25 protein-coding genes are annotated in these 25382 nt (G+C 70.3%); 12 read left to right on the top strand and 13 right to left on the bottom strand.

Annotation, left to right across the window (positions count from 1 at the left end; translation table 11 throughout):
* Positions 1 to 58: 58 nt before the first annotated feature.
* The 7 genes from V6N00_RS12930 (at position 59) to V6N00_RS12960 (ending at position 7487) form a co-directional block, all read left to right on the top strand.
* On the top strand, positions 59 to 772 hold the full coding sequence (locus V6N00_RS12930; protein WP_334232851.1) for an HNH endonuclease family protein: 714 nt from the start codon (positions 59 to 61) through the stop codon (positions 770 to 772).
* Positions 773 to 883: 111 nt separating this feature from the next.
* Positions 884 to 1945: a hypothetical protein gene (locus tag V6N00_RS12935; protein WP_334232852.1), complete on the top strand. Its 1062-nt coding sequence runs from the start codon at positions 884 to 886 to the stop codon at positions 1943 to 1945.
* Positions 1946 to 1950: 5 nt separating this feature from the next.
* On the top strand, positions 1951 to 2370 hold the full coding sequence (locus tag V6N00_RS12940) for a hypothetical protein (RefSeq protein WP_334232853.1): 420 nt from the start codon (positions 1951 to 1953) through the stop codon (positions 2368 to 2370).
* 83 nt (positions 2371 to 2453) lie between these two features.
* Positions 2454 to 2780 (top strand): hypothetical protein, encoded by a 327-nt coding sequence (locus V6N00_RS12945; RefSeq protein WP_334232854.1) that lies wholly within the window; start codon positions 2454 to 2456, stop codon positions 2778 to 2780.
* A 73-nt stretch (positions 2781 to 2853) separates the two neighbouring features.
* Complete coding sequence (locus tag V6N00_RS12950; RefSeq protein WP_334232855.1) at positions 2854 to 3294, top strand: hypothetical protein; 441 nt, start codon at positions 2854 to 2856, stop codon at positions 3292 to 3294.
* Positions 3291 to 6746 (top strand): tripartite tricarboxylate transporter TctB family protein, encoded by a 3456-nt coding sequence (locus tag V6N00_RS12955; RefSeq protein WP_334232856.1) that lies wholly within the window; start codon positions 3291 to 3293, stop codon positions 6744 to 6746. Before V6N00_RS12950 ends, V6N00_RS12955 begins: the two co-directional genes overlap by 4 nt.
* Before the next feature lie 12 nt (positions 6747 to 6758).
* The gene (locus V6N00_RS12960; protein WP_334232857.1) at positions 6759 to 7487 is read left to right on the top strand and encodes a hypothetical protein; all 729 of its coding nucleotides are present in this window, start codon (positions 6759 to 6761) and stop codon (positions 7485 to 7487) included.
* 61 nt (positions 7488 to 7548) lie between these two features.
* Here the strand turns inward: V6N00_RS12960 and V6N00_RS12965 are convergent, their stop codons facing one another.
* The 11 genes from V6N00_RS12965 to V6N00_RS13015 form a co-directional block, all read right to left on the bottom strand.
* The gene (locus V6N00_RS12965) at positions 7549 to 8259 is read right to left on the bottom strand and encodes a hypothetical protein (RefSeq protein WP_334232858.1); all 711 of its coding nucleotides are present in this window, start codon (positions 8257 to 8259) and stop codon (positions 7549 to 7551) included.
* Positions 8260 to 8361: 102 nt separating this feature from the next.
* Positions 8362 to 10374, bottom strand: coding sequence for a CHAP domain-containing protein (locus V6N00_RS12970; protein ID WP_334232859.1), 2013 nt, complete (start codon positions 10372 to 10374; stop codon positions 8362 to 8364).
* 41 nt (positions 10375 to 10415) lie between these two features.
* Complete coding sequence (locus tag V6N00_RS12975) at positions 10416 to 10715, bottom strand: hypothetical protein (protein ID WP_334232860.1); 300 nt, start codon at positions 10713 to 10715, stop codon at positions 10416 to 10418.
* A gap of 42 nt (positions 10716 to 10757) precedes the next feature.
* On the bottom strand, positions 10758 to 11276 hold the full coding sequence (locus tag V6N00_RS12980) for an HNH endonuclease (RefSeq protein ID WP_334232861.1): 519 nt from the start codon (positions 11274 to 11276) through the stop codon (positions 10758 to 10760).
* A gap of 126 nt (positions 11277 to 11402) precedes the next feature.
* A complete protein-coding gene (locus tag V6N00_RS12985) occupies positions 11403 to 11906 on the bottom strand; it encodes a single-stranded DNA-binding protein (protein WP_334232862.1) in 504 nt (167 codons plus the stop codon).
* Positions 11907 to 12056: 150 nt separating this feature from the next.
* Positions 12057 to 12572 carry a hypothetical protein gene (locus V6N00_RS12990; RefSeq protein ID WP_334232863.1) on the bottom strand — a complete coding sequence of 172 codons (516 nt, stop codon included), beginning with the start codon at positions 12570 to 12572 and terminating at the stop codon, positions 12057 to 12059.
* The gene (locus V6N00_RS12995; RefSeq protein ID WP_334232864.1) at positions 12569 to 12733 is read right to left on the bottom strand and encodes a hypothetical protein; all 165 of its coding nucleotides are present in this window, start codon (positions 12731 to 12733) and stop codon (positions 12569 to 12571) included. Before V6N00_RS12995 ends, V6N00_RS12990 begins: the two co-directional genes overlap by 4 nt.
* A gap of 5 nt (positions 12734 to 12738) precedes the next feature.
* Positions 12739 to 12954, bottom strand: coding sequence for a hypothetical protein (locus V6N00_RS13000; protein WP_334232865.1), 216 nt, complete (start codon positions 12952 to 12954; stop codon positions 12739 to 12741).
* 61 nt (positions 12955 to 13015) lie between these two features.
* Positions 13016 to 17599 (bottom strand): PHP domain-containing protein, encoded by a 4584-nt coding sequence (locus V6N00_RS13005; RefSeq protein WP_334232866.1) that lies wholly within the window; start codon positions 17597 to 17599, stop codon positions 13016 to 13018.
* Positions 17600 to 17720: 121 nt separating this feature from the next.
* Complete coding sequence (locus V6N00_RS13010; RefSeq protein ID WP_334232867.1) at positions 17721 to 18272, bottom strand: hypothetical protein; 552 nt, start codon at positions 18270 to 18272, stop codon at positions 17721 to 17723.
* On the bottom strand, positions 18269 to 19153 hold the full coding sequence (locus tag V6N00_RS13015; protein ID WP_334232868.1) for a hypothetical protein: 885 nt from the start codon (positions 19151 to 19153) through the stop codon (positions 18269 to 18271). Before V6N00_RS13015 ends, V6N00_RS13010 begins: the two co-directional genes overlap by 4 nt.
* Positions 19154 to 19253: 100 nt before the next feature.
* Between V6N00_RS13015 and V6N00_RS13020 the strand changes: the two genes are divergently transcribed.
* From V6N00_RS13020 to V6N00_RS13030, 3 genes are read left to right on the top strand one after another with little or no spacing between them, the layout of a single operon-like run.
* Positions 19254 to 19859 carry a hypothetical protein gene (locus V6N00_RS13020; RefSeq protein ID WP_334232869.1) on the top strand — a complete coding sequence of 202 codons (606 nt, stop codon included), beginning with the start codon at positions 19254 to 19256 and terminating at the stop codon, positions 19857 to 19859.
* A 38-nt stretch (positions 19860 to 19897) separates the two neighbouring features.
* Positions 19898 to 21100 (top strand): DUF2958 domain-containing protein, encoded by a 1203-nt coding sequence (locus V6N00_RS13025; RefSeq protein ID WP_334232870.1) that lies wholly within the window; start codon positions 19898 to 19900, stop codon positions 21098 to 21100.
* Positions 21101 to 21155: 55 nt separating this feature from the next.
* Entirely contained in the window at positions 21156 to 21767 is a 612-nt protein-coding gene (locus tag V6N00_RS13030; protein WP_334232871.1) for an NUDIX hydrolase, read from the top strand.
* A 22-nt stretch (positions 21768 to 21789) separates the two neighbouring features.
* Here the strand turns inward: V6N00_RS13030 and V6N00_RS13035 are convergent, their stop codons facing one another.
* On the bottom strand, positions 21790 to 21984 hold the full coding sequence (locus tag V6N00_RS13035; protein ID WP_334232872.1) for a hypothetical protein: 195 nt from the start codon (positions 21982 to 21984) through the stop codon (positions 21790 to 21792).
* Between the two features lie 214 nt (positions 21985 to 22198).
* On the opposite strand from V6N00_RS13035, the gene nrdI reads away from it, so the two are divergent.
* Complete coding sequence (gene nrdI, locus V6N00_RS13040) at positions 22199 to 22585, top strand: class Ib ribonucleoside-diphosphate reductase assembly flavoprotein NrdI (protein ID WP_334232873.1); 387 nt, start codon at positions 22199 to 22201, stop codon at positions 22583 to 22585.
* Between the two features lie 29 nt (positions 22586 to 22614).
* Positions 22615 to 24741 carry a class 1b ribonucleoside-diphosphate reductase subunit alpha gene (gene nrdE / locus V6N00_RS13045; RefSeq protein WP_334233156.1) on the top strand — a complete coding sequence of 709 codons (2127 nt, stop codon included), beginning with the start codon at positions 22615 to 22617 and terminating at the stop codon, positions 24739 to 24741.
* Between the two features lie 71 nt (positions 24742 to 24812).
* Here nrdE and V6N00_RS13050 read toward each other — a convergent pair whose 3' ends face one another.
* Entirely contained in the window at positions 24813 to 25346 is a 534-nt protein-coding gene (locus tag V6N00_RS13050; protein ID WP_334232874.1) for a hypothetical protein, read from the bottom strand.
* Positions 25347 to 25382 lie beyond the last annotated feature (36 nt).

Raw genomic sequence — 25382 nt, forward strand, 5'->3', positions numbered from 1 at the left:
TGAGGGACATGGTGTGACCGCGTCGTGCTCCGCGGCCGCCGCCGCACACATGGTGGTCATGAAGACCCCCAAGCTCCTGGCCATCGCGATTCTCTCCGCCCTGATCCTGACCGGGTGCGGTGCGGCAGGGGACACCCAGGCCGCCGGCTTCCTGGACTGGTTCAAGCCCAAGGCCTCCACCTCCGCGGGCGGGGCCGCCACGGCGAGACCGGCGCAGATCGCGGCAGCTCGCACCCAGCTGGCTGGCATCCCCGCCAAGGGCCGGGCGCCGAAGACCGGGTACACGCGGGCCCGGTTCGGGCAGGCGTGGGCGGACGTGGACCACAACGGGTGCGACACCCGCAACGACATCCTCAAGCGCGACATGACGGGGGAGCGGTTCGCCCCCGGCACGCACAACTGCGTCGTTGCCTCCGGCACCCTCGCCGACCCCTACACCGCCCGCACCATCACCTTCACCCGCGGTGCCCGCACCTCCTCCGCCGTCCAGATCGACCACCTCGTCCCGCTCTCTGACGCTTGGCAGAAGGGCGCCCAGGGGTGGACCACCGCCAAGCGCACCCAGCTGGCCAACGACCCGAACAACCTGCTCGCCGTCGACGGGCACTCCAACACGGCCAAGTCCGACAAGGACCTGGCCACCTGGCTGCCAGCCAACCGCGGCTACTGGTGCACGTACACCGCCAAGATCGTCGCCGTGAAAGCCCAGTACGGGCTCTGGATGACCAGCGCCGAGAAGGCCCGCGCCGCCGCCATCCTCAAGGGCTGCTGACCCGCCCACCCCAGCCCGAATCCGGGTCCACCGACGCGGGTCGCAGAGCGATCTGACCGCGGTTGGGGGAGGGGCGATGCGTTTTCGATTCGTGCCGCACACAGAGTGGGCATGACGACGAACACGCAGGCCCAGGCCCGCATCCTCAAGGGCGTCCGCGAAGCCGGACAGTTCACCTCCACCAGCCACGGCGACGCCGCGGTCATCCTCACCACCACCACCGGCCAGGGCCAGCTCGGAGAGCTCGGCGACTCCAGCCGGCTGCTCGCCATGGCCAAGGACGCCGCCGACTACTGGCAGGAGCGCTACCAGCAGAAGGGCAAGTCCAACACCGTCAGCGCCGACGACATCGCCCAAGAAGCCCTCGTGCGCTACTTCGAGCGCGTCCGGACCGGCAAGCCCATCAGCGATCACCGCCAGCTCATCAACTCGATCGCCGCCAACGTCACCGTCCGCGCCACGGAGAACGTCTTCCGTGCCGAGGACCGCCGCGCCTACCGGCGGTTCGACGAGAAGCGCACTGCGGCCGAGCACGAGCTGAACCGGTCCCTGACCCCCCGTGAGCAGGACCGGCTCGCCCAGCAGGTGCTCGACGAGTGGGACGACCCCCGGCACAAGCCGTCCAAGGATTTCCGGATCGCCCGCACCGTGGACCGGTCCCTGAACGTGGGCATCGGTGAGGACGGCGGCATGACCCTGGGCGACACCCTGGTCGCCGCCGAGACCGACGATGGCGTCGCGGAGGACTCGCACATGGGTCAGGCGCAGAAGGCGCTCATGGACGCCGGCCCCGCCGGGTTCGCCCAGGCGCGCCGCCTGGCCTGGAACGCCCTCGCCGAAGCCCGCGAGGCCGAGCAGGGGGAGGAGACGCCGCTGGCCCTGGCCGGGATCCTCACCTCCCGCGAAGCCACCCGGAACCGCGCCCTGGTCACCGGCAAGGGCGCCCCCGGCGTCCTGGCCGCCTGCAAGGCCTGGTCCAAGGGCACCGACGACGAGAACGTCACCGCCGCCCTGTTCGCACCGTTCGGCCCGATCGGGTTCGCCGACCAGGAGCGCGTCGTCGACCAGCTCGAGTCCATCGGCCGCCGAGTCGGGCCCGAGAAGGCCGACGACATGTGGTCCAACACCGTGTCCTACGCCGCCACCAAGCCCACCACCCAGGGAGGGGAGTGAGACCCATGATCAACCGCATCCACGCCGGTCAGGAAGGCGCAGGCCGGTTCACCCACTCGCTGCACAGCGAGGCGTCCGTGACCCTGTCCGCCGGCCAGGACTTCCCCGACGTCACCACCGCCGGGCCCTCCGACGTGGCCCTGATGGTCCGCGACCCCGACCCGCTGGTGCGGGCTGAGGCCGCGGCCAGCGTCTACGTCACCGACGAGGACCTCGCCCTGCTCGCCGAGCCGGACCAGCCCGAGGTCGTGCGCATGGCCGCCGCCGGCACCGGGTTCGCCGGGACCGCCGACCGGGCCGCCACCGACCCCAACCCGCTGGTGCGCGCGACCGCGGCCACCGGCTGGGACCTGTCCGCCCGCCACCAGCAGGCCCTGGGCAAGGACCCCGCTGTCCAGCGACTGCTCGGGCAGCTCGCCGTGTGACGGCGACCCCGCCCGGATCTACGCATGTCCACTCCCGAGACCACAACCGGTGAGACGCCTCACCGCAACCGAAAGGCAACACCATGGGATCTCACCTCATCGCACCGATGGGCGCCGTCAACCTGCGCGCCGGGTGGGGCAGCTTCTGGAACGCCATCACCTCCGGCGCCCCGCAGATCACCACCCTGCTCACGATCGTCGGTGTCGGCCTGCTGGCCTTCGCCCTCGTGAAGTGGGCCTGGGACCGCCGCCGGCAGGGCATGGGCGGCAACCACCAGAACCTGCTCGGCGCCCTCATCCCCGGGGCCCTGCTGTGCGCGCCGGCGATCATCATCCCGATCCTGCTCAGCGCCCTGGACTGGGTCGCCAACATCGGGGTGTCCCTGCTGAACGCCGTCGGCTGGAAGTAGCCACACCGCATCACCCCCGAGCCGGGGCCCGCACCGGGCCCCGGCTCACCCCACTGCCGGAAGGAGAGGACCGATGAGCTCGATCAACTCGCTGTACGACCTGACCGCCATGACGGGCCGATCCTCCGGCTCCGAGCGGACCACCGTCATCGGCACCGTCGAGATGCGCTGGCGGACCCTGTGGATCAGCGTCATCGGCTTCGTCCCGGCCCTGGTCATGTTCCTGGCCACCATGGCCTTCCTGAACGTGTGGGCCCTGCTCTGGTTCCCCTTGACGATCGCCGCAGCGTTCTACCTGCTCGAGCGGCGCACCTCCGAGGGCCTGCAGCTGCGCACCTACCAGTCCCTGTTCGACAGGAAGCGCTCCAGCGTCAACGAGTTCTACCTGTGCGGCCAGCCCATCGACGTCGCCGGCGCCGGGTTCGGCTCCATCCGCACCGTCACCGGTTCGCTGCCCGCCCGGCCCGACCGGCCCGAGACCCTCGAAGAGTACGAAGAGGCCCGCACCGCATGAAGACCCTGATCTCCCGGCTGGGCGCCCTCGTCCTCATCCTCGCCGTCCTGCTGATCGGGGGAGCGGGCACCGCCACCGCAGCCATCACCGCCCCGGCCACCGCCCTCTCGGCCCCGCGCCTGACCCCGGCACCGAACCCCAATAGCGGCAACGTCACCTCCGGCTCGTCCTCCGCGTGCGGTGTCACCTCGACCTCCCCGATCTCGGTGGCCAAGTCGGACCTGCTGCCGGTCAACCGGTGGACGGACGCGACTGCGAAGATGCAGTCCAACCTGGACAACACCTTCGCCATGGCCACCGCGCAGAAGGTCCAGCGCGACTGGCTGATCAGCTCCCAGATGGGCCTGGGCAACATGATGTGGAACCTGTCCACCTCGTGGGCGTCCTCGGCGATCAACTTCTGCGTCCTCAACTCCGCCGGCGGCGCCGTCGACACCGTGGTCGCCACCATCGGCAACGCCATCATCCACTCCCCACTGCTGGCCGGTCTGGTCGTCATCGCGGTGATCGGGCTGCTCTGGAGCGGGTTCCGCCGCGGCGGTGGACGGCCGTGGAAGGCGCTGCTGATGAAGGGTGCCGTCGTGGCCCTGCTGGTCGCGATGGTGACCGGAGCCTCGGCATCGACCGGGGGCGGCAAGGGCGACTCGGGCAACCCGTACGACTCGAGCGCGGCAGGCAACTACAAGCCCGGCGTGATGTCCCCGGGCTGGATGGTCACCAAGCTCAACTCCGTGGTCAGCTCCCTGGCCTCCCTGCCGGCGGCCGCCCTGACCCTGCCCGCCGTGGCGAGCTCGAACGGGCAGGCGACGGCCGACGTGCTCTCCTGCGAGAACTACACCGCCCAGATGCGCAACGAGTACGTGCAGCGGTACGGCGGCGCCTCCGACCAGTCCGCCGCCGCGGTGCCGGTCACGCTGAACGACATGTGGACCAAGACCGGGCTGCAGGCCTGGCGCAACGCCCAGTTCGGCACCAACGGGCTCGACGACGCGTCCTGGTGCCGACTGCTGGAGATGAACGCGAGCTCCCAGACCATCACCCCCGGCTCCAACGGTGAAGCCGTGGATGCCAACACCTCCGGCACCGTGCGCAGCATCATGAACCGTGTCCTCGGCTCCGGGTACGGCATGCACACCACCTATGAGACCCAGGCGTTCCAGCCCACCAGCAACGAGAAGACCGAGCGGTCCCTGATCGGGTGGGCAGCCTGCCAGCTCAAGGACCGCAACCTCGACCCGCGCCTCGAGGGCTCCTGGCAGATCCGGCCCGCGTTCGCCGAGGGCGACAAGGACCACAAGGCGACGGAGAAGGACTGTGCGAGCTGGTGGACGACGGTCGGCGACGACCTCGGCGCCTTCGGCTGGCCCAACCACATGGACGACCTGGTCAAGCGGACCACGACCAGCAACATGACCGCGGCCCTGCATGTGCGCGACTTCGTCGGCACCCTCAACGGCAACCTGAACAACGCCGGGTTCGCCGCCGGGTCGGGCTACCTGATCTCCTCCCTGGCGATCCTGGCGGTCTTCGGGCTGATGTCCCTGGCCATCGTCGCGGCCAAGATCTTCGTCCTCGTGCTCATCCTGGGCCTGTTCTTCGCCGCCCTGATGGCGCTGCTGCCCGGCGCCGGGTTCGAGAAGGTGACCAAGGCGTTCACCGCCCTGCTCGGCGTCATCTTCTTCACCTTCGGCGCCCAGCTGCTGCTGGCGGTCATCACGATCATGACCTCGATCCTGCAGACCGTCGGGGCGTCCTTCATGGGCGGGGCAGGCTCGCTGGCCGACATGGTCTGGACCGGCCTGTCCCCGGTGATCGCCGTCATCCTCATGCACCTGCTGTTCACCAAGATCCTCAAGATCGCCTCCCCGTTCAAGATCTCCGGCGGCCTGGCCTGGGCCGGCGCGGCAGGTGCTGCCGGCGGGGCTGCCGCCCACGGCCTGGGCTCCCTGATGGACCGCGGCCAGAACCGGGCGACCCGGGCGGTCAAGGGTGCCGCCTCCCGTGGAGGCAAGAGCGCCCTCTCCGCCGCCACCGGCGGCCGCTTCGGCGGACCCCGCAAGGGCAAGGCCGGTCTGGCCACCGACGGTGCCGGGCAGAAGGTCAGCGCCGAGAACACCGGACCGTCCACGGGGCGGAAGGGCAAGGCGAAGGACACCCTGCTCAACCCCGAGAACACCAGCTCGACCACCACGGAGAACGCCGCCGGAGTAGGCGAAGGTGTGGGGGCCGCTGCGGCGGTCGCCGCGACCGCCGGTTCGGCCAGCGCGGCCACGAAGGCACGCAAGGGCCGGGCCGCGGCCGACGCGGCCGGCCGGGCCATGGACGCCGGGGCCAGCCACGAGGATCTGCTCAACTCGGATGTCGCCAACTCGCAGCTGGGTCGGGGCAAGATGTCCGGCGCCGAGCGGCAGGCGATGGCCGGACTGGCCAAGGACGAGCGGGCCGCCGCACAGGCGTGGGCCGACGACCGGGACGCCAGCCTGGGGATCAAGCCGGGATGGGAGGCGGGAGCCTTCAACGCCGCCGGTGCCGGGATCGCCGGTGCGGCCGGCATGGCGGCCACCGCGGTGCGCCACCCGGTCCGGTCCGTGCAGGCGACTGGCGCGGCGATGAAGAATGTCGCCACCGCCGTCCCCGGGTTCGTGCGCACGGCCGGGTCGGCAGCGAAGACCGCCGGCTCGAAGGCGTGGCAGGGGACGATGGCGGAGAAGGACCGCTGGTCTTCTGTCCCGAAGGCCGCGGCGCGCGCCGGTCAGCTCGCGGCCGGCGGTGCGAAGGGCGGTTGGAAGGTCACCGGAAAGGCGCTCACCGCGGCCCGGTACTCGAACGCGATGGACCAGTTCAGGGCCAAGCCGTTCAAGACGTCCGCCAAGATTGCCGGCGCAGGGCTGCTGCTCGCAGCCACCGCACCCGCTCCGTTCATCCCGGCCGCGATCGGCGCCGGCTACGTCGGCAAGAAGCTGCTCGGCGAGGCGAAGAAGCGCACGGTCGCCAGGAAGCGCATCAGCGACGCCCAGGTCGCCGACTACCGCTCCGCCATGCAGGCCGAGCGGGACCGCCGCGAGGCCGCCGCCAAGAAGGCCGCGTTGCAGGCGGAGAAGGCAGCCAACGAGACGGAGAAGGAGCAGGAAACCGGTCCCGCAGACTCCGGCACTGGAGAGACGGAACGCGAGAGTTCCAGTTCGCTGGATTCGGTTGCGAGGCATCTTGAGGATACCTCGGAAGCGTCCGGCCTCGACTCAGTGCACCGACCGGCCCGGGGGAACGCTGGTGGCGACCACTCGGCTACGGCGAAGATCGCCCTCGCTGGAGCTCTACGGCCAGGCAGTGTCGATTACGCGCGGTCGGGCGCGACGGCGCGCGAACTGAGCGGCCGTACCATCGGTGGAGAGGCTGGCCTGGTCCTGACCCAGGCCCCGAAAGCCACGATCAACGACCCCCGCGAGAGCTAGGAGAAGCAGAGCGTGAGCGAGGACCAGTACAACCGCCACCAGGACGGGCGATTCGCCGAGACCGTCCACGGTGAGACGAGCGTGCAGCTCTACGACAGGACCGACGGTACGTTCTTCTATCCGTCCCCGTTCTCCAACGCGGAGAGCTGCGTCGCGTTCTGGAACACGGTCGACGTGCCTGACGAGATCGTCGACCAGCTGGTCAACGCATATCGTGCCCGCCACCAGGCGCAGGTTGCGACCGACGACGCGGAGATCGATCGGCTGATGCTCGCGTGGGCCGACGAGTGGATGGCGGCCAACCCGGAGCCGGGTCGGTGGACGCCCAAGGAGGAGAAGGTGGCCCACCGGGAGCGGTACGAGGCGGACTTCAACGCGCACCGGGCCGAGATCGAGCCGCAGGTCCGGACCAGCCGAGCCTCGAGGATCAGCGCGTATGACGGACGCCAGCTGGTGCGTGTGCTGAAGATGGAGGCCTACCGGCCGAATCCCGACCGATACCCGGAGGAGTCGCTGGCCGTACTCGACAAGCACCCGGTCGAGCTGTACGACGAGACGCTGACGGTTCGGCAGATCGAGCAGAAGTACGGGCTCCTCGAGCTGCACGGGGTGACGATGAAGATCAACCCGGTCACCGACCAGGGCGTCGTGGACATGCTGGACCTGCTCAACGATCGACTCATGAACGCCAACGATGCGCTGGTCGCGATCCGGCAGAACACCACCCAGACCCAGTACTGACCCAGACACGCGATGGGCCGCCCACCAGATCGGTGGGCGGCCCTTCCTCGTACCTCGAGGGCTACCGTCGGGGTCCGAAGGTGGTGATCCGCCAGGAGCCGTCCGGCTGGGCGAGCATCGCCAGGCCGATCTCCCCGCCGCCGTTGAACCTGACCCACGCGAACCGCTTGCTCACGTTCACCGGGGTGTTCTTCTCGATGTTGCCGGCGTTGGTCGGGACCGCGGCTGGCACGTTGCGGATGTCGCTGGCCGTCAGGCCCTGGTACACCTCGTCGGTGACCATGGGCCGCAGCCGAGCCAACCAGGCCGCCTTCCCGACGGACGGGTCGGCCCACGCGGTGGCGAACGCCATGGCCGCAGTCTCGTAGTCCTGCAGCTGGGGGGCCTGCGGGCCGGTGCCGGCGACCTGGCCCGTGTAGTTCGGGTCCGGGGTGATGACCCCGGACGCGTCCGTGTGCCACGCGCTCGGGCCCACCCCGGTCGGGGACGCCGACGCGGCCGCCGTGGCAGGGTCGCTGGTGGCCGGGTCCATGGTCGGCTCGCTCGAGGCGACCGGGGCAGCGCTCTGGTCTGCCGCCGTCGCGATGTCGGTGGGGGAGGGGGATGCTGCGGTCGCCGTGGCCGCTGTGACGTGCACGGTGGGGCGCACGGTCGGGGAGGGTCCGGCCTGCGGGGCGGCCGGGGAGCACCCGGACAGCAGCAGGGCCGCGGCGGCCACGCCCAGCACGGTGGTGGTCAGGCCCGCGCTGCGGCGGGCGGGGGTCGAGCTCATGGGAGGGGCCTCCTGGTCGGTTCGGTGTTCGGTGCCCCGATCGGGGCGGGGTAGAGCTCAGCGCTCATGTGTGCGGCACCCCGGTTCACTCTCGGCACCAGCTCATTTCAGGTCAGCGACGTGGATGAACGCGTTGGGCCAGTTCGCCGCCCCCTTGGGCAGGTGCCACACCGAGTAGGCGTGCCACTTGGGGCCGGCGTTGTACTGCTCCATGTCAATCGACCCGTCCGGGTACTTCTTCTTCACCTCGCCCACGTGCCCGGCCTCACCGATGCCAGGGGCCCCGTAGCTGCCGTACCAGGCGATCGAGCCGGGCGTCGGATCGTTGTCCGCCTTGTACCCCTTGGAGGTGAGCCCGTCGCGCCAGTACTGGGCGTTGCCGCGTCCGGCCAGGTTCATCTTGGCCATGGTGAACGGGTAGTCCGCACCCTTCTTCCAGCCCATCTGCTGGTTCATCCGCCACGCCACGAAGGAGACGCACTCGGTGACGTACAGGCCCCACGGATCGGCGAAGCTGTCCGGCTCCGCGCTCTTGTACGGGTAGTCATCGTCCTTCCCGGAGGCACCGGTACCGATCCCGGTCACCCCGCCACCGGAGCAGCCCGAGGAGTCGGCGGCGCTGGCCGGAGTGTCCGCGGCCGGTGCCCCCGTCGCCCCGCCCGTCGGCTCCGGACTCGAGGTGGCCGTCGCTGAGGGGTCCGCACTGGCCGTGGCGGTCGGGTCCGGGCTCGGGGTGGCCCCGACGGTCGGCTTCAGGTCGTGCACCAGCTGGGTGGCGATCGGCTCCCACTTCGCGTACGCCTCCGGGAACGCCGAGCTCTGCACCCGCTGGGCGGCGACCGTCACCGGCAGCGACTCCCACCCGGGGATCGCCTTGAGCGCGTTGAGGAAGAACATGGCCGACCGGGTCGGGCTCATCGCGTCCTGGACCGTGCCCCACGGGAAGACCGCCCCGTGCACCTGCTGCTGGAACAGGCCCACCGAGTAGGAAACGGCACCGCCGAGGTTGACCAGGTCGAAGCCGCCTTGCGGCCCACCGTCGGAGAGTTCCTTCGACCCGGGCACCGCCGCGTTCCAGTACATCTGCAGGGTCGACTCCTGCAGGGCGGTGGAGATCGCGATGATCGCCGCCTTGGAGGGCAGTCCCATGGCGGCGGTCTGGTTGATGATCGCCTGCGCGTACTTCTTCTGCTTCGCGTTCAGGTCCCCGGCACTGGTCGTCCCACCCATGGCGACGTCGCCGTCCAGGGCCGTCCCGCCGCCGGTGCAGCTGCTGGCCTGCCCGAGTGCCCACTGCCGGGCCGTTGTGTAGATGTCGTCGGCGGCGCCAGGGTTGCCGGCCAGCGGCAGGGACCCGATCGCGGCGACCCACTGCTTGCGGGACTCGGCGGCATCGGCCTTGCCCTGGTCATCGGAGGGCTCCTGCCGGACCATCGCCCCGGTGTCGGTGGTGTGGTCGACGGCGGCGACGTCGAGCTCTCGGTTGGGCAGGTTGTCCACCGTGGTGGTGGCCTTCGCGGCCAGTTCGGCGGCGATGAAGGAGGCGGCCTTGGTCAGGTCCTTCGCGTCCGTCTCGGTGATCTTGCCGTCGGCCTTGTCCAGGTCGATGCCCATCGGCCCGGTCGCCCCGTCCGGGGTGCTGACCGATTCGACCTGGGCGATGGCCCCGAGCACCTCCCACGGGACGCCGCGCTGCTCACCGACGTCGCGCAGCACCTCGTAGTACTGGGCGCCGAGCTTGTCCAGGTCCGCGCTGGCCATCGTCACGGTCAGCGACTCGTGCACCGTGCTGGCCTGGGTGGCTGAGGACGGGGAGCCGGAGACCATGCCCACGATGAGGGCGGCCACCAGGACGATGACCCCCAGGGGGATCCCGACCGCGGTCAGCAGGGCCTTGCGGCCGCGCCGGGACTTGAGGATCTCCGTGCCGAGCCCCTTGGCCAGGCCGACCACGGCACCGGGCACACCACCACCGGCGGCAGCCCCGGCCGCGGTGGAGCTGGCGATGCTGCTCACCGACCGGGCGGCCCGGACCGCTCCGGCCGCGGCGGTGGTCGCCTTCGCAGCGGTCGAGGGTGCGGCAGATTCGGTCGGCTCCGGTGGGGTGACGCTCATGCCCGGGGACATGCGTAGACCGGGCAAGGCCCGGGCCGCGGTCAGGGGCCCAGCAGGGGTGCGATCATGGCGGCGCCGGCGCTCTGGTAGGCGCCCAGTTCCTCCGCCCAGGTGGTGTCCAGCCCGTGGGCGGCAGCGAGGGCGTCGAAGATGTCGGCCCAGTGCGCGCCCACCGTCGTTCCGGGCTCGTCGACGACCGGGGTGAGGCCGGTGACCTCGAGGAGGGTGTACTCCCCGTGTCGGCGGGCCAGGACCGTCCACACGTCATCGGACCGGTACACGGCGTGGGTGTGCGGCCCGGTCACCGGGTACATGGTGCCAGGCGTCGGGGGAGTGCTCACGGTGGGTGGGGTCGGCCTTCCGGTCGGGACGAGAGGTGGGGGTCAGGTCTGGACGAAGACGCGGCCGGCGTGCACGTCCAGCCCGTCGGGAAAGTAGCGGCGCCGGCGGCCCTGCAGCCGCATCGTCGACCAGGCCGAGGGCATCTTGGCGCCCTTGGAGGTGTTGCAGGTGACACACCCGGCCACGAAGTTGTCCAGGGAGGTGGCCCCGCCCTTGGACCAGGGGATGTGGTGGTCCCCGTGGTGGGCGGGCCGGCGGCAGCGGATGAACGGCATGATCTCCATCTCGCACCGATTCCCGGCGCGGGTAAAGCCTTCGGCCCGCTGGGCGGCGGTGAACATACGGGTGGGGTCCTTGATGCCGCGCCCTCGCGGGGTGGACACCCAGGTGGCGATCCGGCTGAGCACGAGTACCGCCAGGATTCCGAGGACCACGACGGTGGGCATGGGGTAGGCCGCGTAGCACTGGCCGATGAACGCCCCGAGACTGTCGGTCGCCTCGCGCAGCGCGCCGAGGGTCACCGCCACACCATCGGTGGTGGCGGGCGTGCGGCTGGTCATGGGTGTGCTCCTGGCGGGGTCCGGGCTTCCGGTGCGGGACATGCGTAGACGCGACGGAGCCCCGCCCACCTCGGGGGAGGGGTGGACGGGGCTCCGGTCAGGGCTGGCCCGAGGTGGACCCGACGATCAGAACTCGTCGTCGGCGACCGCGGCGGCCGGGGCACGGCGCGTGGTCGCAGCGGCTCTCGGGGCGGCCTTGGCGCGCGGCGCCTCGTCCTCCTCGACGTCCTCCTCGACGCGCGCGACACCGCGCGACGGGTTCTTCGTGACCTCGGCGGTCGCGAACATCAGGTTCGGGCCGACCGCAGCAGCCGTGAAGCTCGTCATGGTCGCCTTGCTCGGAACGAGCTCGCCGTCCTTGTTCAGGACGTGGACGTCCTTCTCGTAGGAGCCGGGGTAGGCCTGGATGATGACCGCGGAGCCCTTGCCGAGCGACTCGACGATGTTCGCGGCCAGGTTGCCGTAGGCCTTGATCGAGTAGAAGTCGGACTTCTCGTTGTCCGAGCCGCGCTCACCGGAGTTCACGCCGACGTTGAACAGGACGTACGGCTTGCCGCCGTTGCGGCCCTCACGGAGCACGAGCTCCTTGGTGGCGATGTTGCCGACGATGCAGACCGGGGTGTTGGCCATGGGTGGTGCCTTTCGTCAGCCCCCTAGTCGGGGGCGTCTGGTCCGGGCCCGGAAAGTCTCCGGCGACCGGGGTGGTGCATGGTCAGGACGAGGCGTCCTGCTACCTCTCATGTGTGCGGCATCGCCGCTCTCTCGCGACACCGCGGCCAGTCAGGCGGGGGTGCCCGGGTCGGCCGACATCTGCCCGGCCGCGACCAGGCCCAGGAACTGCTCCCGCAGGTGCGCGATGGTCTGCTGGTGGGTGGTGTTCGCCGCGATGGAGGTCATGTCCAGCAGCGCCAGCGACGTGTTGAGCAGGCCCCGGATGAGCTGCTGCCCGTCCGTGGTGTCGAGCAGCACGTTCAGCGCGTCGAAGTCGCGAACGGCGAACCGGTCCAGGACGGCCAGGGCGGCCAGGGTGCTGTCGGCCTCGGGCGGGGTGGACGGGGACGGGGCGGGCATGATGGGGGTCTCCTTCGGAGAGTCAGTGGTCAGGTACTCCAGCGCCCAGACCGGGTGCAGGACGATGGGCTTGCGCTGCCCGTCAAGTCGGACGCGCAGGTGGGCGGTGCCGGCAACGGTGCCGGTGATGGTGCCCTCGATCGGGGTGGCGCCCCCGGTGTAGCGGACCCGGGCGCCGCGACGGGCCGGGACGGCGTAGGTGCGGCGGATCAGGTCCAGGCTCATCGCAGTCCCTGGTCCTGGGTGCACGCCTCGCAGTAGTCGACTCCGTCGGCCCGGCGCCAGTTCGCGGCCTCCGCGACGGTCAGCAGCTCCTCCTCGGTGACCGGGGCGACCTCGAGTCGTTCACCGCAGGCGTCGCAGCGGATCAGGGAGAGGGTGGCCACCGGGCTCAGGCCGCCAGCAGCTGGTCGCTGTGCACGGCCTTCAGGTCCAGGGCCAGGTCCAGGACGCGGACCCGGTCCGCCTCGTTGAGGGCGGAGGAGACCCCGCGCAGGTGCTCGAGCTCGTCGACCGTGTGGTTCTGGGCCAGGTCCTCGGACCAGTGACAGTCCAGCTCGGCGCGGGTGAGGCGGCGGGAACGGGTCGGCTTGCGGGCGGTCTTCACGATGGTGCTCCTTCGGTACGGGGGTGTCCGAGCCTCATGTGTGCGGACACCCCCGCCTCTCTCAACCAGCCAGCAGCACGGGGGCGAGGACCGGGGTGGAGGGCATCCGGTACCAGAGAGCCTTGGATGCGCTGCTGCGCGCCGGCAGCCCCACCCATGCCTCCTCCGGGGCGCTGGTGGCCGCCGCGGCGGCCGCACCCAGGTCCAGGTCCTCGGACTCGGTGATCAGGTACAGGACGTCACCGGCGTCGGTCACGCACCGGTAGGTGAACCCATCGACCGCTCCCTTGGGCTCGGGCAGGTTCTCCATCGCGTGCCGCTTGGCGACCGCGTTGTCCCCGGTGAGGCGGTACCCGGTGGCGCGGGTGGCGAACTCGTCGACCACGATCACCGCGACACCGGGGTCGCGTCGGGCGATCCGCTCGACGATGTCCACGACGACCGCCTCCACTGGGACCGGCTGCGCCCCCGACTCCGACGCGGCGGTGGCGCGCTCGGGGGCCGGAACGGCAGTGGGGCTGGGTGAGGGCTTGCGGGTGCGGGCCGGCTTCGCGTCCGGGTTGGCCGGACCGGAACGCAGCGCACGGTACCGGGCAGCGAAGTCGATCACCGTCGCGGGCGGGGCCACCACCGGCGCCGGGGCCTGGGGGACCGGGAACCAGACGTCGTCGACGGAGAGCTCCTTGACCGTGATCGTCTCGACCACCTTGTCGGCGGCCACCTCGGCTTCCAGACCGTCCTCGGCGTCGGCTTCGTGGTCATCGCGGGCAAGTTCGATGGTGCGGACCTTCACCCGGCCGGCGACGGCGACGATGTCACCGACCTTCGGCACCGTCCCGCCGCGGCGCAGCTTGGACAGGGTCCGGTCCCACACCACCCCGTTCATCGAGACCTTGGAGGACTCGAGGCTGAAGTTGGCGCGCCGGCCCCCGGCGTACCCCTTCTCAGCCCACGCGGAGATCACCCCGACGGTCATGACGGTCTGCCCGTCCTCGTCGGCGATCCGGTGCAGCGGGACCAGGGGGGATCCGGCCGGGGCCTGCCAGGCCTTGAGCGCGCCGGCCAGGGAGGTGAGGGGGTGCTCACCCAGGCCCACCCCGAGCCGGAACCGCTGACGGGCGTGACGCTCGACGGCGTGCCACTCGGCGTCGGTGACCTCGGTGGCCCCGCCGCGCATCGCACGGAGGGACATGGTCTGCCCGAGCCGGGGCCCGAAGGCGTCCATGGCACCGGATTCGATCAGGGCGTTGGCCGCGGTCACGGAGATCCGCGCCACCGAGCCCTTGTCGCCGGGCACCTTGACCCGGTCCAGCAGGTCGGCCATCCCGGTGAACGGGCCGCCGGCGTCGCGTTCGGCGACGATGTGCGTGGCGGCCGCCCCGACGTCCTTGATCTCGGACAGGCCGAGCATCACCGTGCCCTCCACCGGGGCGGTGCTGATCCCGGAGAGGTTCAGGTCCGGGGATCCGACCGGGATGCCGTCCTCGCGCAGCGCGGAGAGCGCGGTCAGCCGCTTCTCCTCCTTCTCCGCGACAGCCAGGATCGCCGCGGCGTACTCGACGGGCCAGCCGGCCTTCAGGTAGGCGGTCCAGAACGCGAGCAGGCCGTACGCGGCTGAGTGGCTGTTGTGGGAGACGATGCCGTTGACCACGAAGTTGTGGTCGGTGCCTTCGGCCATCTCGACGTCGTAGGTCATCTCCTCGCCCGCAGCGGTGATCGAGACGATGGTGTCCAGCCCCGTCGCTGAGCGCAGCTGGTCGCCGGGCTGGAGGTCCTCGACGTGCACGTAGTCGGTGCGGCCGAGGAGCCGGTGGTTGCCGGTGGCCTTGATGCTTCGCCCCGATGCGCATGCGATCCGGAAGACCGGCTTGACACCGTTGCGGTGCACCGTCTTGACCGGCTGTGCGGTGATCTGGCCGGCTGCGAGGTCGTAGGCGAGCAGATCCAGGCTCAGGATCGCACCGGTGCGGGACTGCTCGTACAGCGACTGGACGCTGATGCGGGCCCCACCCGGGCCGTGCAGGACGGCGTCGCCGGTGATGCACTTGTTGAACAGGTACTCGGCGGCGCCGGCGATGAAGTCCCACAGCCGCTGGGCGGTGGACTCGCTGAAGGCGGGGGAGATGAGGGTGCCGTTCTCGTCGTGGAACTCGCGCGGCGCGCCGACCACCCACATCTCGTAGACGGCGTCCATCTCGGACTTCTTCTTCTTGCCCATGGCCTTGCGCAGACGGGAACGCTGGGCGGCGTCGAACCCGGCGACCACGGTGCCCAAGCGCATGATGGTCTCCTGGTAGATGGCCATGCCCTGGTCGTCGCCGAACACGGAGGAGATCCACTCGGTCTCCACCGGGTCGTGGGTGAACGCGGTGTAGGAGACGGACTCGCGGCCGGCCTTGCGGTTGGCGTACGAGTCGGGCATCTTCGCGGCCAGCGGGCCGGGCCGGAACAGGGCGACGACGGCGGAGAGATCGTCGAGGGACTCGGGGGCCACGTCCTGCCCGACCCGCGTCATCCCCGCACCCTCCATCTGGAACACACCGGAGGTCTTGCCGGCGCCGATCAGTGCGTACGCCCCGCGCACGGTGGGGTGGTCGATCGCGGACGGGTCGGGGATGTCGCCGAGGCTGAACCGCTCCCCGGTGGAGTCGGCGATGTAGTCCAGGGCGGTGGCGGCGATGTCCAGGTTGATCAGCCCGAGCACGTCCATCTTGAGCAGGCCGATCGCCTCACAGTCCCCACCGTCCCAGCAGATCACCCGCGGGTAGGCGGGCTTGCCGGCGGCGTGGGACTTCCACCGCATCGGCACCAGCTCGTCCAGCGGCTCGGGGGAGATGATGAACCCGCACGCGTGGATCGACTCGGCCTTGGTGATCCCCTCGAACGAACGAGCCAGCTCCAGGATCTGCTGGGCCTCGCCCCCGGACTCGTCGACCAGGGTGCGGAACGCGTCCCCGGAGGGGTCGGTCGTGTCGTCGAGCTTGGCGAACGGGTACGGCTTGCCCCCGGCGGTCGGGATCAGCCCGGCCAGCTTCTCGCCCAGGGACACCATGTGGCGGGCGGCCTGCGGGTCGGCGGTGGGCTGCAGGATGCGGGCGGCGTCCTTGATCGCGGCCTTGGACAGGGCCATGCCGAAGGTGCCGATGTGGGCGACCCGGTCCTGACCCCAGCGAACGGCGAGGAAGGCGAACACCTCGTCGCGGCGGGCGCCTTCGAAGTCGACGTCGATGTCGGGCATCCCGGCCCGACCCGGCTCGAGGAACCGCTCGAACAGCAGGTGGTTGGCCAGCGGGTCCAGGCCCACGATGCCCAGGGCGTAAGAGACCAGGGCACCGGCCGCGGAACCACGTCCGGGGCCGACCAGGATCGGCTTCTTCCGCTCCCGGGTCGCCTCATCGAGCACCTCCCCGGCCTGGACGCGGACCCAGTCGGCGGCGGTGTAGTCGCTGCGCGCCCAGGAGATGACGTCCCACACGATGAGGAAGTAGTCGGGGAAGCCCATGGAGACGATGACGTCCTCCTCGCGGCGGGCGCGCTCCTTCACCTCCTGCGGCAGCTTGGCCCCGAACTTCTCGATCAGGCCCTCGCGCACGAGGTGGTGGAAGTAGGCGGCCGAGTCGGCGAACCCGTCCGGGACGGGGTAGCGGGGCAGGCGCTGAACGGGGTCGGGGATGACCCTCTCGGCGCACAGGTCGGCCACCATCACGGTGTTCGCGCAGGCCTGCCGCCACGCGGCCGCGGCCTCGGCGTTGCCGATGTTGCCGAGCACGTCGAGCATCTGGGACTCGGACTTGATGAAGTAGTCGGGGGTGCCGTTGAAGGCGAACCGCTTCGGGTCATCCAGGTTCTTCTTCACGCCGACGGCCAGGAACGCGTCGTGGGCGTGGGCGTCCTCGGCGTGCTCGTAGTGGCAGTCGTTGGTGGCCACCAGCGGCAGACCGGTCCGCTCGGCGAGGGCGCGCAGCTCACGGAACGCGTGGGCCTCGGCGCCGATGCCGTGGTACATGACCTCGATGAAGACGTGCTCGCGCCCGACGGCGCCGATGAGACGGTCCAGGTTGGCCTCCGCTTCGGCACGGAACGCGACGGCAGACGCTGCGTCGCCGGCCTTCTCGGCGGCGCCGGCACGGGAGAGGGGCCCGGCCACGGGCCCGCCCAGGCACCCGGTGAGCACGATCAGCCCGTCGCCGTGCTCGTCGAGCAGGTCCAGGTCGATCCTCGATTTGTACCAGTAGGACTCCTCGGCCTTGTTGTGCAGGGCGAGCAGGTTCTTCCAGCCGGTCTCATTGCGGGCCAGCACCGTCAGGTGCAGGTACTTCTTGGTCTTGTCCTTGCCCTCGTCGGCATCGGAGGCGTTCTCGTCGTCGTTGACCACGGTCTCGACGTTCCGCTCGAACCGGGAGCCGATGGCCAGGTATGCCTCCATGCCGATGATCGGCTTGATCCCGGCCGCCAGGCACGCGTTCTGGAACTTGAGGGCACCGGCGAGGGAGCCGTGGTCGGTGATGGCCATGGCCTTCTGCCCGAGAGCAGCGGCGATCCCGGGCATCCGCCCGACCCGGGACAACCCGTCCAAGCTCGAGTTCTCGGCGTGATTGTGGAGGTGGACATAGCCGCTGCCGTCGGCGCTCACGGTCTCGGTCACGGGGTCCTCCTGCGGGTGGTTCGGTGTGCTGGCGCCGGGTGGCGCGAGGGTGCATTCCCCATGTGTGCGGCGAACCCCGCCTCCCGCGCATGCACCCCGGTCCCGGCGCGGCCGGGTCGGCTCAGGGGTGGCCGGGCAGGAGGGTGGAGAGCTGCCGGGACAGGTCCTTGACCAGGCCGGGCAGGTCACCGTGCCCGGTGGCCATGCCGATGACCTGCCCGGCGGCGAGGACCACCGCCAGGACGACGAGGACGAACAGGACCTCACGGGCGCGGGAGGGGCGCGGCCTGGGCCGGCGTGGTGGCCGGGGGCCTGCGGACTGCTCCAGGTCCCAGTCCTGCCGGGCCTGGGGGTCCAGTCCGTGCAGGTCCAGGCCGAGGGGACGCCCGTCCGCCGTGGCCGGGCGCCGGGCTGGGGCGGGGGTGCGCAGCGGGAAGACCGACCCGTCGGCTTCGAACACGTCCTGCAGGATCGTGCCGTCGGGCTGCTCGGTGTGCATGACGACACCGCCACGCATCTGCGCCCACCGGTGCAGCATCTGCCGCGCGTCCGCACCCGACAGGCCCGTGAACCCGGGCACCGGCACCCCGTCCTGCAGCAGGTCGACGGTGTCGTCCAGGTTCAGGCGCGCGTCGACCCGGTCGTACTGGGCCGCGACCGGTTCGGCGCTCACGCGTGCTCCAGCTGCTGCAGCTCGGCCACGGCCGGCCAGTACTCCTCGCGCACCTTGTACAGCCACTGCGAGCCCGCGTGCACGGGCCCGTCGGCGAACGCCTCCCGGGACGCGTAGATGCCTTCGCCGGCCTCCAGGCTCAGCCCGGACCAGAAGGAGGCGGCACCGTCACCGTCGGTGGGGATCTCGGCCAGCTGCGCCTCGGCCATGGTGGCGATCACGCCCACGGCGTTGCGGTACGAGGTGAGGTCCTCCTCGTCGTCGGCCTCGTCGAGCTCTTCGATGAGGGAGTCGGCCAGCAGGGCCCACTGGGCGTGCTGCATGTCATCCTCCAGGCCCATGGCCGAGACCAGCGCCCAGTGCGGGTCGGTGTCCAGGCGCAGGTAGGGCTCCAGATCGATCGAGTCGAGGATCTCGTCCGGTGCGCCGGCCTGCCAGGCGGCCACCCGGTCCAGGTCGGTGGGCCGGTCGATGTCGATGCCGGAGGCGGCCAGGATGTCCACCCACCCCTCGGCGTTGTACAGGCCCGACGCGGACAGTTCCAGGGCGATGCGGATGGCCCGGATCGCGTCCGACTCGGCGATCGACTCGCCGCCGTCGGGGCTGGGGATCATGAACCGGCCGGCCAGCCGCTTGGGAAGCCAGAACAGGGGGTGCCACAGTGCCGCGGGGTTGACGTCGGCGAACCGGCGGCCGCCGTCGGGCATCGGACCGTAGATGGGCAGCGGCACGGTCAGGATCGGGTTGAACGTGAAGCTGGACGGGTCCATGCCGGTGGCGGCGCGCCACTCGACGAAACGGAGCACGGTGTCGGCGGCCGAACGGGTCAGCAGCAGGGAGTCACCGTCGTGGGTGAGCAGCTGCCGGCGGGGGACAGTCATGGGTCTTGGCACCTCGAAGTGGGGTCGTGATGAACGGTGGCCTCTGCCCGTTGACATGCGTAGACCTGGGCCGGTGCGGCGACCGGGCCCGGATCAACGCATGTCCTGGGCCATGACCAACAAGTCCAAGGACAAGGGCGACCGGTTCGAGCGCGAGGCCGTCAAGGTGCTGATCGAAGCCCTGCCCGGCCTGACCCGCCCGAAGGCGATGCGACTGCTCGGCGCCGGCCGGAAGGAAGACGTCGGGGACCTGGCCGTCCTGCCCGACGCCGCCATCCAGGTGCGCGCGAAGAAGGACATGGGCGCCTCGATCAGGTCGGCGGCCGTCGACTCGGTCACCCAGGCCGGGCACGGGGACATGCGGTTCGCCCTCGGCATGGTGCCGATCCTGGGCACCCGCGCCCACCAGGTCCGCTGGATCGCCACCACCGTGCCCGAGGCGTGGCCGGTCCCGGTCACCCCGGTTGCCGAGTTCGCCATGGTCTCCCGCGCCCTGACCTGGATGCGCGACGACGCCGGCCCCCACGGGTACCGGGTGTGGGAGCGCACCGAACGGATCGGGCTGCTCGCCGGGCCCGGCCCCACCGTCCTGGTCGCACCCCTGGAGGCCTGGGCGGCCGCCTACACGACCGCCTGCGGGCGCACCCCGGTCCTGCCCGTCGACGTCGAGCCGGGCACCACCGTCCCCGAGCTGGTGGCGGTCTGAACCGCGCACCGCGCGATGCCGCCGTACACAGGAAGAGCATGAGCACCCCCACGATCCCCAACCGTCAGCCCGCCGGCGCCCCCAACCACACCGGTGGCCGATTCGCCGAGACCGCGCACACCGAGGCCGATCTCACCCTGACCGCCCCGCGCCCCGTCCTGACCGAGACGCTGCGCGAACGCCGCGGCCACGACTTCTACCCCACCGAGGCAAGCTCGTGGCCGGCCCTGTACGCCACCGACGGCACCAGCGGCATCGAGGACAAGCCGTTCGTCGCCCACTACTTCCGGGCCGGAGCCGACTGGTACGTCGCCGAGTTCGACCCGGTCGAGCGGGAAGCCTTCGGGTACGCCGACCTGGGGCTGGGCCACGGCGAGTACGGGTACATCGCCCTGGACGAGCTCGAGCAGCTGGACGTCGACGGCGCCGTCGTCGAACGGGACCTGGACTTCGTGCCCGGCACCCGCGCCTACGAGTGCATCGAGAAGTACCGGCGCGCGGCCCCGCGGGCCCGCACCACCTCCGACCCGGCCTGGCACCACAAGCTCTACGGCGAGACCGCGGCGGGGGAGGAGAAGCGCTCCTACGCCCAGTCGGCGATCACCGACGCCTTCGCCGCCGACGAGTTCGGTGTGGTGTGGACCCCGGATGAGCAGCGCGCCATCTTCGCGGCCTGCTTCAACCCCGACACCCTCAACGAGGCGATCGAGACGGTCGGCGCCCAGGCCATCGAACCGCAGCACACCGGTGCGCACCTGGCCGACGAGGTCAACCGGATCCGGCTGCACCGGCAGGCCGCGGAGCAGAAGTTCATGCGCAACCACCACGACACCCTCACCGAGGCCCAGCAGATCCCCGTCGACCTGACCGATGAGCAGTACGCCGGCGAGCTGGTCCGCGCCCTGCCGTTCGCCAGCCCCTTCACCCGGCAGAACGCGGTCGCGAACCGGCACATGCCGGTGACCGGGGCGCAGTCGCTGCGCGCGGCCGCCATCGACAACGAGGTCCAGGCCTGCCGGAACCCGAACCGGTCCCGAGCCAGCACCGCCGGCAACCCCGACTTCGCCACCCATCCGATGACCGAGCTCGAGTACACGATCGACCGGATGATCGTGCGCGGTCAGGACCCGACCACCACCGACAACCTCGAACACCTCTCCACCCACCAGGGTTACGGCGACGGGGCCCGCGTCGTCGCCCAGATCGTCGACGGCCGCCTGGCCGCCCGCCGCACCCCCTGAGATGACCGCGGGCCACGGACGGCCCGATCCGAGAGCACCACGAAGGAGCACACGCGTGAGCATCACCGTCCCCGGCATGGCGCCGACCGCTACGAGCACCGACCCGGACCCGGACCGCATCACCCGCCTCGGCGGGGCCACCACCCTGGCCAACGCCTACCTGCGGGTGGACACCGACGACGTGATCTTCCCCGACGGCCGGCCCGGCACCTACAACACCGTGACCGTGGCCGAGGGCAACGGGGTGGTCGCCGTCCCCACCACCCGGTGGCGGGGCCTGGGCTACGTGGGCCTGGTCGAGCAGTACCGCTACCCCCTGGGCCGGGCCACCCTCGAGTTCCCCCGCGGCGGCTCGCTCGACGGCTCCTTCGAGGAGGCCGCCCGGGAACTGGTCGAAGAGACCGGGCTGGTCGCCACCACGGGCCGCAAGCTCGGCGTCGTGCACCCGGACACGGGGATCCTCACCAACGAGGTGAGCGTGTGGCTGACCAGCCACGAGACCGGGACCCTGCACCCGGCGCACGTCGAGCCCGAGACCGGTGCGCGCTTCCGCTGGTTCGGGGTGGGCGAGTTCGACGGGCTGATCGCCAACGGCAAGATCACCTGCGGAATCACCCTGGCCGCGTTCGCGATGCTCGGCATCCGCAACATCCCGCTCTTCGACTGAGCCGCGCCGGGGGCGCCGGGTCTCAGGCCGCGCGCGGCACCTTCGGGGCCAGGCGCGCGTCGATCTGCGCGGTCAGCAGGGTCAGCCCGGCGCGCATCTCGACCAGCTCGGAGTCAAAGAGGCGGCTCAACGCCCGGTGCAGCGCCTGCGGGTCCTGACGGGTCGCAGCCTCCAGGGCGGCGAACTGGGCGGGCATCGGTGCGGGCATCTGAGCCATGGCAGAACTTCCTGGTGCTGGTGCTGGTGCTGGTCGGTCACCACCCATGTGTGCGGCACCGGTCCCGGCCGTCCACAACCCGGCGTCGGGGGAGGCCGACGGCGCCGCACACATGATCCATCGCCGGCCATCCGGTGACCTGTCCGGTGCTTGACCGCATAGGACGAACACGGGCCCCGCCCACCACGACCCGAGACGCCCAGGAGGGAACAGCGTGCATATCGTCTACTTCTCCTCGGTCTCGGCCAACACGCACCGCTTCGTCACCAAGCTCGGGCTGCCCGCGGACCGGCTGCCCCTGCACACCCGTCAGGACACCGTGCTCGCCACCGAGCCGTACGTGCTCATCACCCCCACCTACGGGGACGGGCAGGGCTCCGGGGCGGTGCCCAAGCAGGTGATCAAGTTCCTGAACGTGCCCGGCAACCGGGCACTGATCGCCGGGGTCATCGGCACCGGCAACACCAACTTCGGTCAGACGTACTGCCTGGCCGGCGCTGTCGTCGCGGCGAAATGCCGTACACAGCTTCTTCACCGAGTCGAACTGATGGGCACGGTCGACGACGTCGACCGGGTCCGCGAAGGAATGGAGTCCCTATGACCGCCGGCTTCCTCACCGAGGAGATCACCATGCCCACCCGATTCGAGGGCCTGGGCTTCCACGAGCTCAACGCGATGCTCAACCTCTACGACGCGGACGGGCACATCCAGTTCGACGCCGACAAGGAGGCAGCGCGCCAGTACTTCCTGCAGCACGTCAACCAGAACACGACGTTCTTCCACGACCTGCAGGAGAAGCTGGACTACCTGGTCAAGCACGGCTACTACGAGCGGCAGGTCCTGGAGCAGTACCCCTTCGTGTTCATCAAGGACCTGTTCAAGGCCGTCTACGCCAAGAAGTTCCGGTTCGCGACCTTCCTGGGCGCGTTCAAGTACTACACCTCGTACACGCTCAAGACGTTCGACGGCTCCCGCTACCTGGAGCGGTTCGAGGACCGGGTCGCCATGGTCGCTCTCACCCTGGCCCGCGGCGACCAGGCCATCGCCAGCCACCTGGCCGAGGAGATCATCTCCGGCCGGTTCCAGCCGGCCACCCCGACCTTCCTGAACGCCGGCAAGGCCCAGCGCGGCGAGCTGGTCTCCTGTTTCCTGCTGCGCACCGAGGACAACCTGGAGTCCATCTTCCGGGTGATCAACTCCTCCGGTCAGCTCTCCAAGCGCGGCGGCGGGGTCGCGGTGTGCCTGACCAACCTGCGCGAGCACGGTGCGCCGATCAAGCAGATCGAGAACCAGTCCTCCGGCGTCATCCCCGTGATGAAACTGCTCGAGGACACCTTCTCCTACGCCAACCAGCTCGGCCAGCGCCAGGGCGCCGGCGCCGCCTACCTGCACGCTCACCACCCGGACATCCTCCAGTTCCTGGACACCAAGCGGGAGAACGCGGACGAGAAGATCCGGATCAAGACCCTCTCCCTCGGGGTGGTCATCCCGGACATCACGTTCGAGCTGGCGAAGAAGAACGCCGACATGTACCTGTTCTCCCCGTACGACGTCGAGCGGGTGTACGGCATCCCGCTCTCCGACGTCAACGTCACCGAGAAGTACGACGAGATGGTCGACGATGCGCGGATCAAGAAGACCAAGATCAACGCACGCGAGTTCTTCCAGACGATCGCCGAGATCCAGTTCGAGTCCGGCTACCCCTACATCATGTTCGAGGACACGGTGAACCGGGCCAACCCGATCGAGGGCAAGGTCATCATGTCGAACCTCTGCTCGGAGATCCTGCAGGTCTCAGCGCCGTCGGAGCTGAACGAGGACCTCACCTACGCCTCGGTCGGCAAGGACATCTCCTGCAACCTCGGCTCCCTGAACATCGCCAACGCGATCGACTCCCCGGACTTCGGGCGCACCATCGAGACGGCGATCCGCGCGCTCACCGCGGTCTCGGACATGTCCTCCATCGACTCGGTGCCCTCCGTGCGCGACGGCAACGCCCGCTCCCACGCCATCGGGCTGGGGCAGATGAACCTGCACGGGTTCCTCGGCCGGGAGCGGATCTTCTACGGCTCGGATGAGTCGGTCGACTTCACCGGCGTCTACTTCGCCGCCGTCGCCTACCACGCGCTCCGGGCCTCCAACCGGATCGCGAAGGAGCGCGGCGAGGTGTTCGACGGGTTCGAGCGCTCCGACTACGCCACCGGGGAGTTCTTCCACAAGTACGTGTCCCGGGACTGGCTGCCGACCACCGCCAAGGTCGCCGCCATCTTCGAGACCGCAGGGATCACCCTGCCGACCCGGGCGGACTGGGCAGACCTGGCCGCCGACGTCGCCGAGCACGGCATCTACAACCAGAACCTGCAGGCCGTCCCGCCGACGGGCTCGATCAGCTACATCAACAACGCCACCTCTTCGATCCACCCGATCGCCTCGAAGATCGAGATCCGCAAGGAGGGCAAGCTCGGCCGGGTCTACTTCCCGGCCCCGCACCTGACCGAGGAGAACCAGGAGTACTTCCAGGACGCCTACGAGATCGGCCCCGAGAAGATCATCGACGTGTACGCCGCGGCCACCGAGCACGTGGACCAGGGCCTGTCCCTGACGCTGTTCTTCCCGGACACCGCGAGCACCCGCGACATCAACCGGGCCCAGGTCTACGCCTGGCGCAAGGGCATCAAGACGATCTACTACATCCGCCTCCGCCAGCTCGCCCTCGAGGGCACTGCCGTGGAGGGCTGCGTCTCCTGCGCACTGTGACGTAAGTCACACATCGGAGGTGGGGCTCGGCTCGGTCAACGGGTCGGGCCCCACCTCGTTCAGAGCCTTGCTCAGGCGGCGGTCAGCCTGGACTGGTCGAGCCTCAGCAGGTGAGGCAGTAGGTCGACGGGCTGGTTTCCGTAGACGCGCAGGGCCGCGGCGAAGTCGGACCATGTCTTCATGGTCGGGAGAACCGACGAGTCAGTGCTGGCCTCGAGCCAGCCACGGCAGTGGCCGTAAGGGGTGGTCAGCAGGAGAACCGGGCAGCCGTCTTCGGCCATGTGGTGGAACTGGGTCTGCGCCCCGGGACACCCGGTGCGGCGGCAGGCCCCCTTGGTCATGTTGGTCTGCGCGGTGCGCGACTTGACCTCGAGGTGCACGGCGGGGCGGCCGTCGGTCAGCCCGACGACGTCGCCGTCATGGCTGCGGTTGAACCGCCACTGCTCAGCGGCGATGCCGGTGAAGGTGACGGCAAGGCCGTCCAGCTGGATGATGCAGCTCTCGACGATGGCGGTGATGACCGCTTCGACTGGCCCGTGCTGGCCTTCCAGATCGAGCATGGCGAGGTCGTCTGCGATGTGGGTTGCGGTGTAGTTGGTGATCATGCCGGGGAAACTAGCTTTTCGGTGTTCGGGAACGAC

This window comes from Tersicoccus mangrovi (assembly GCF_036881825.1).
Taxonomy (GTDB): Bacteria; Actinomycetota; Actinomycetes; order Actinomycetales; family Micrococcaceae; genus Tersicoccus; species Tersicoccus mangrovi.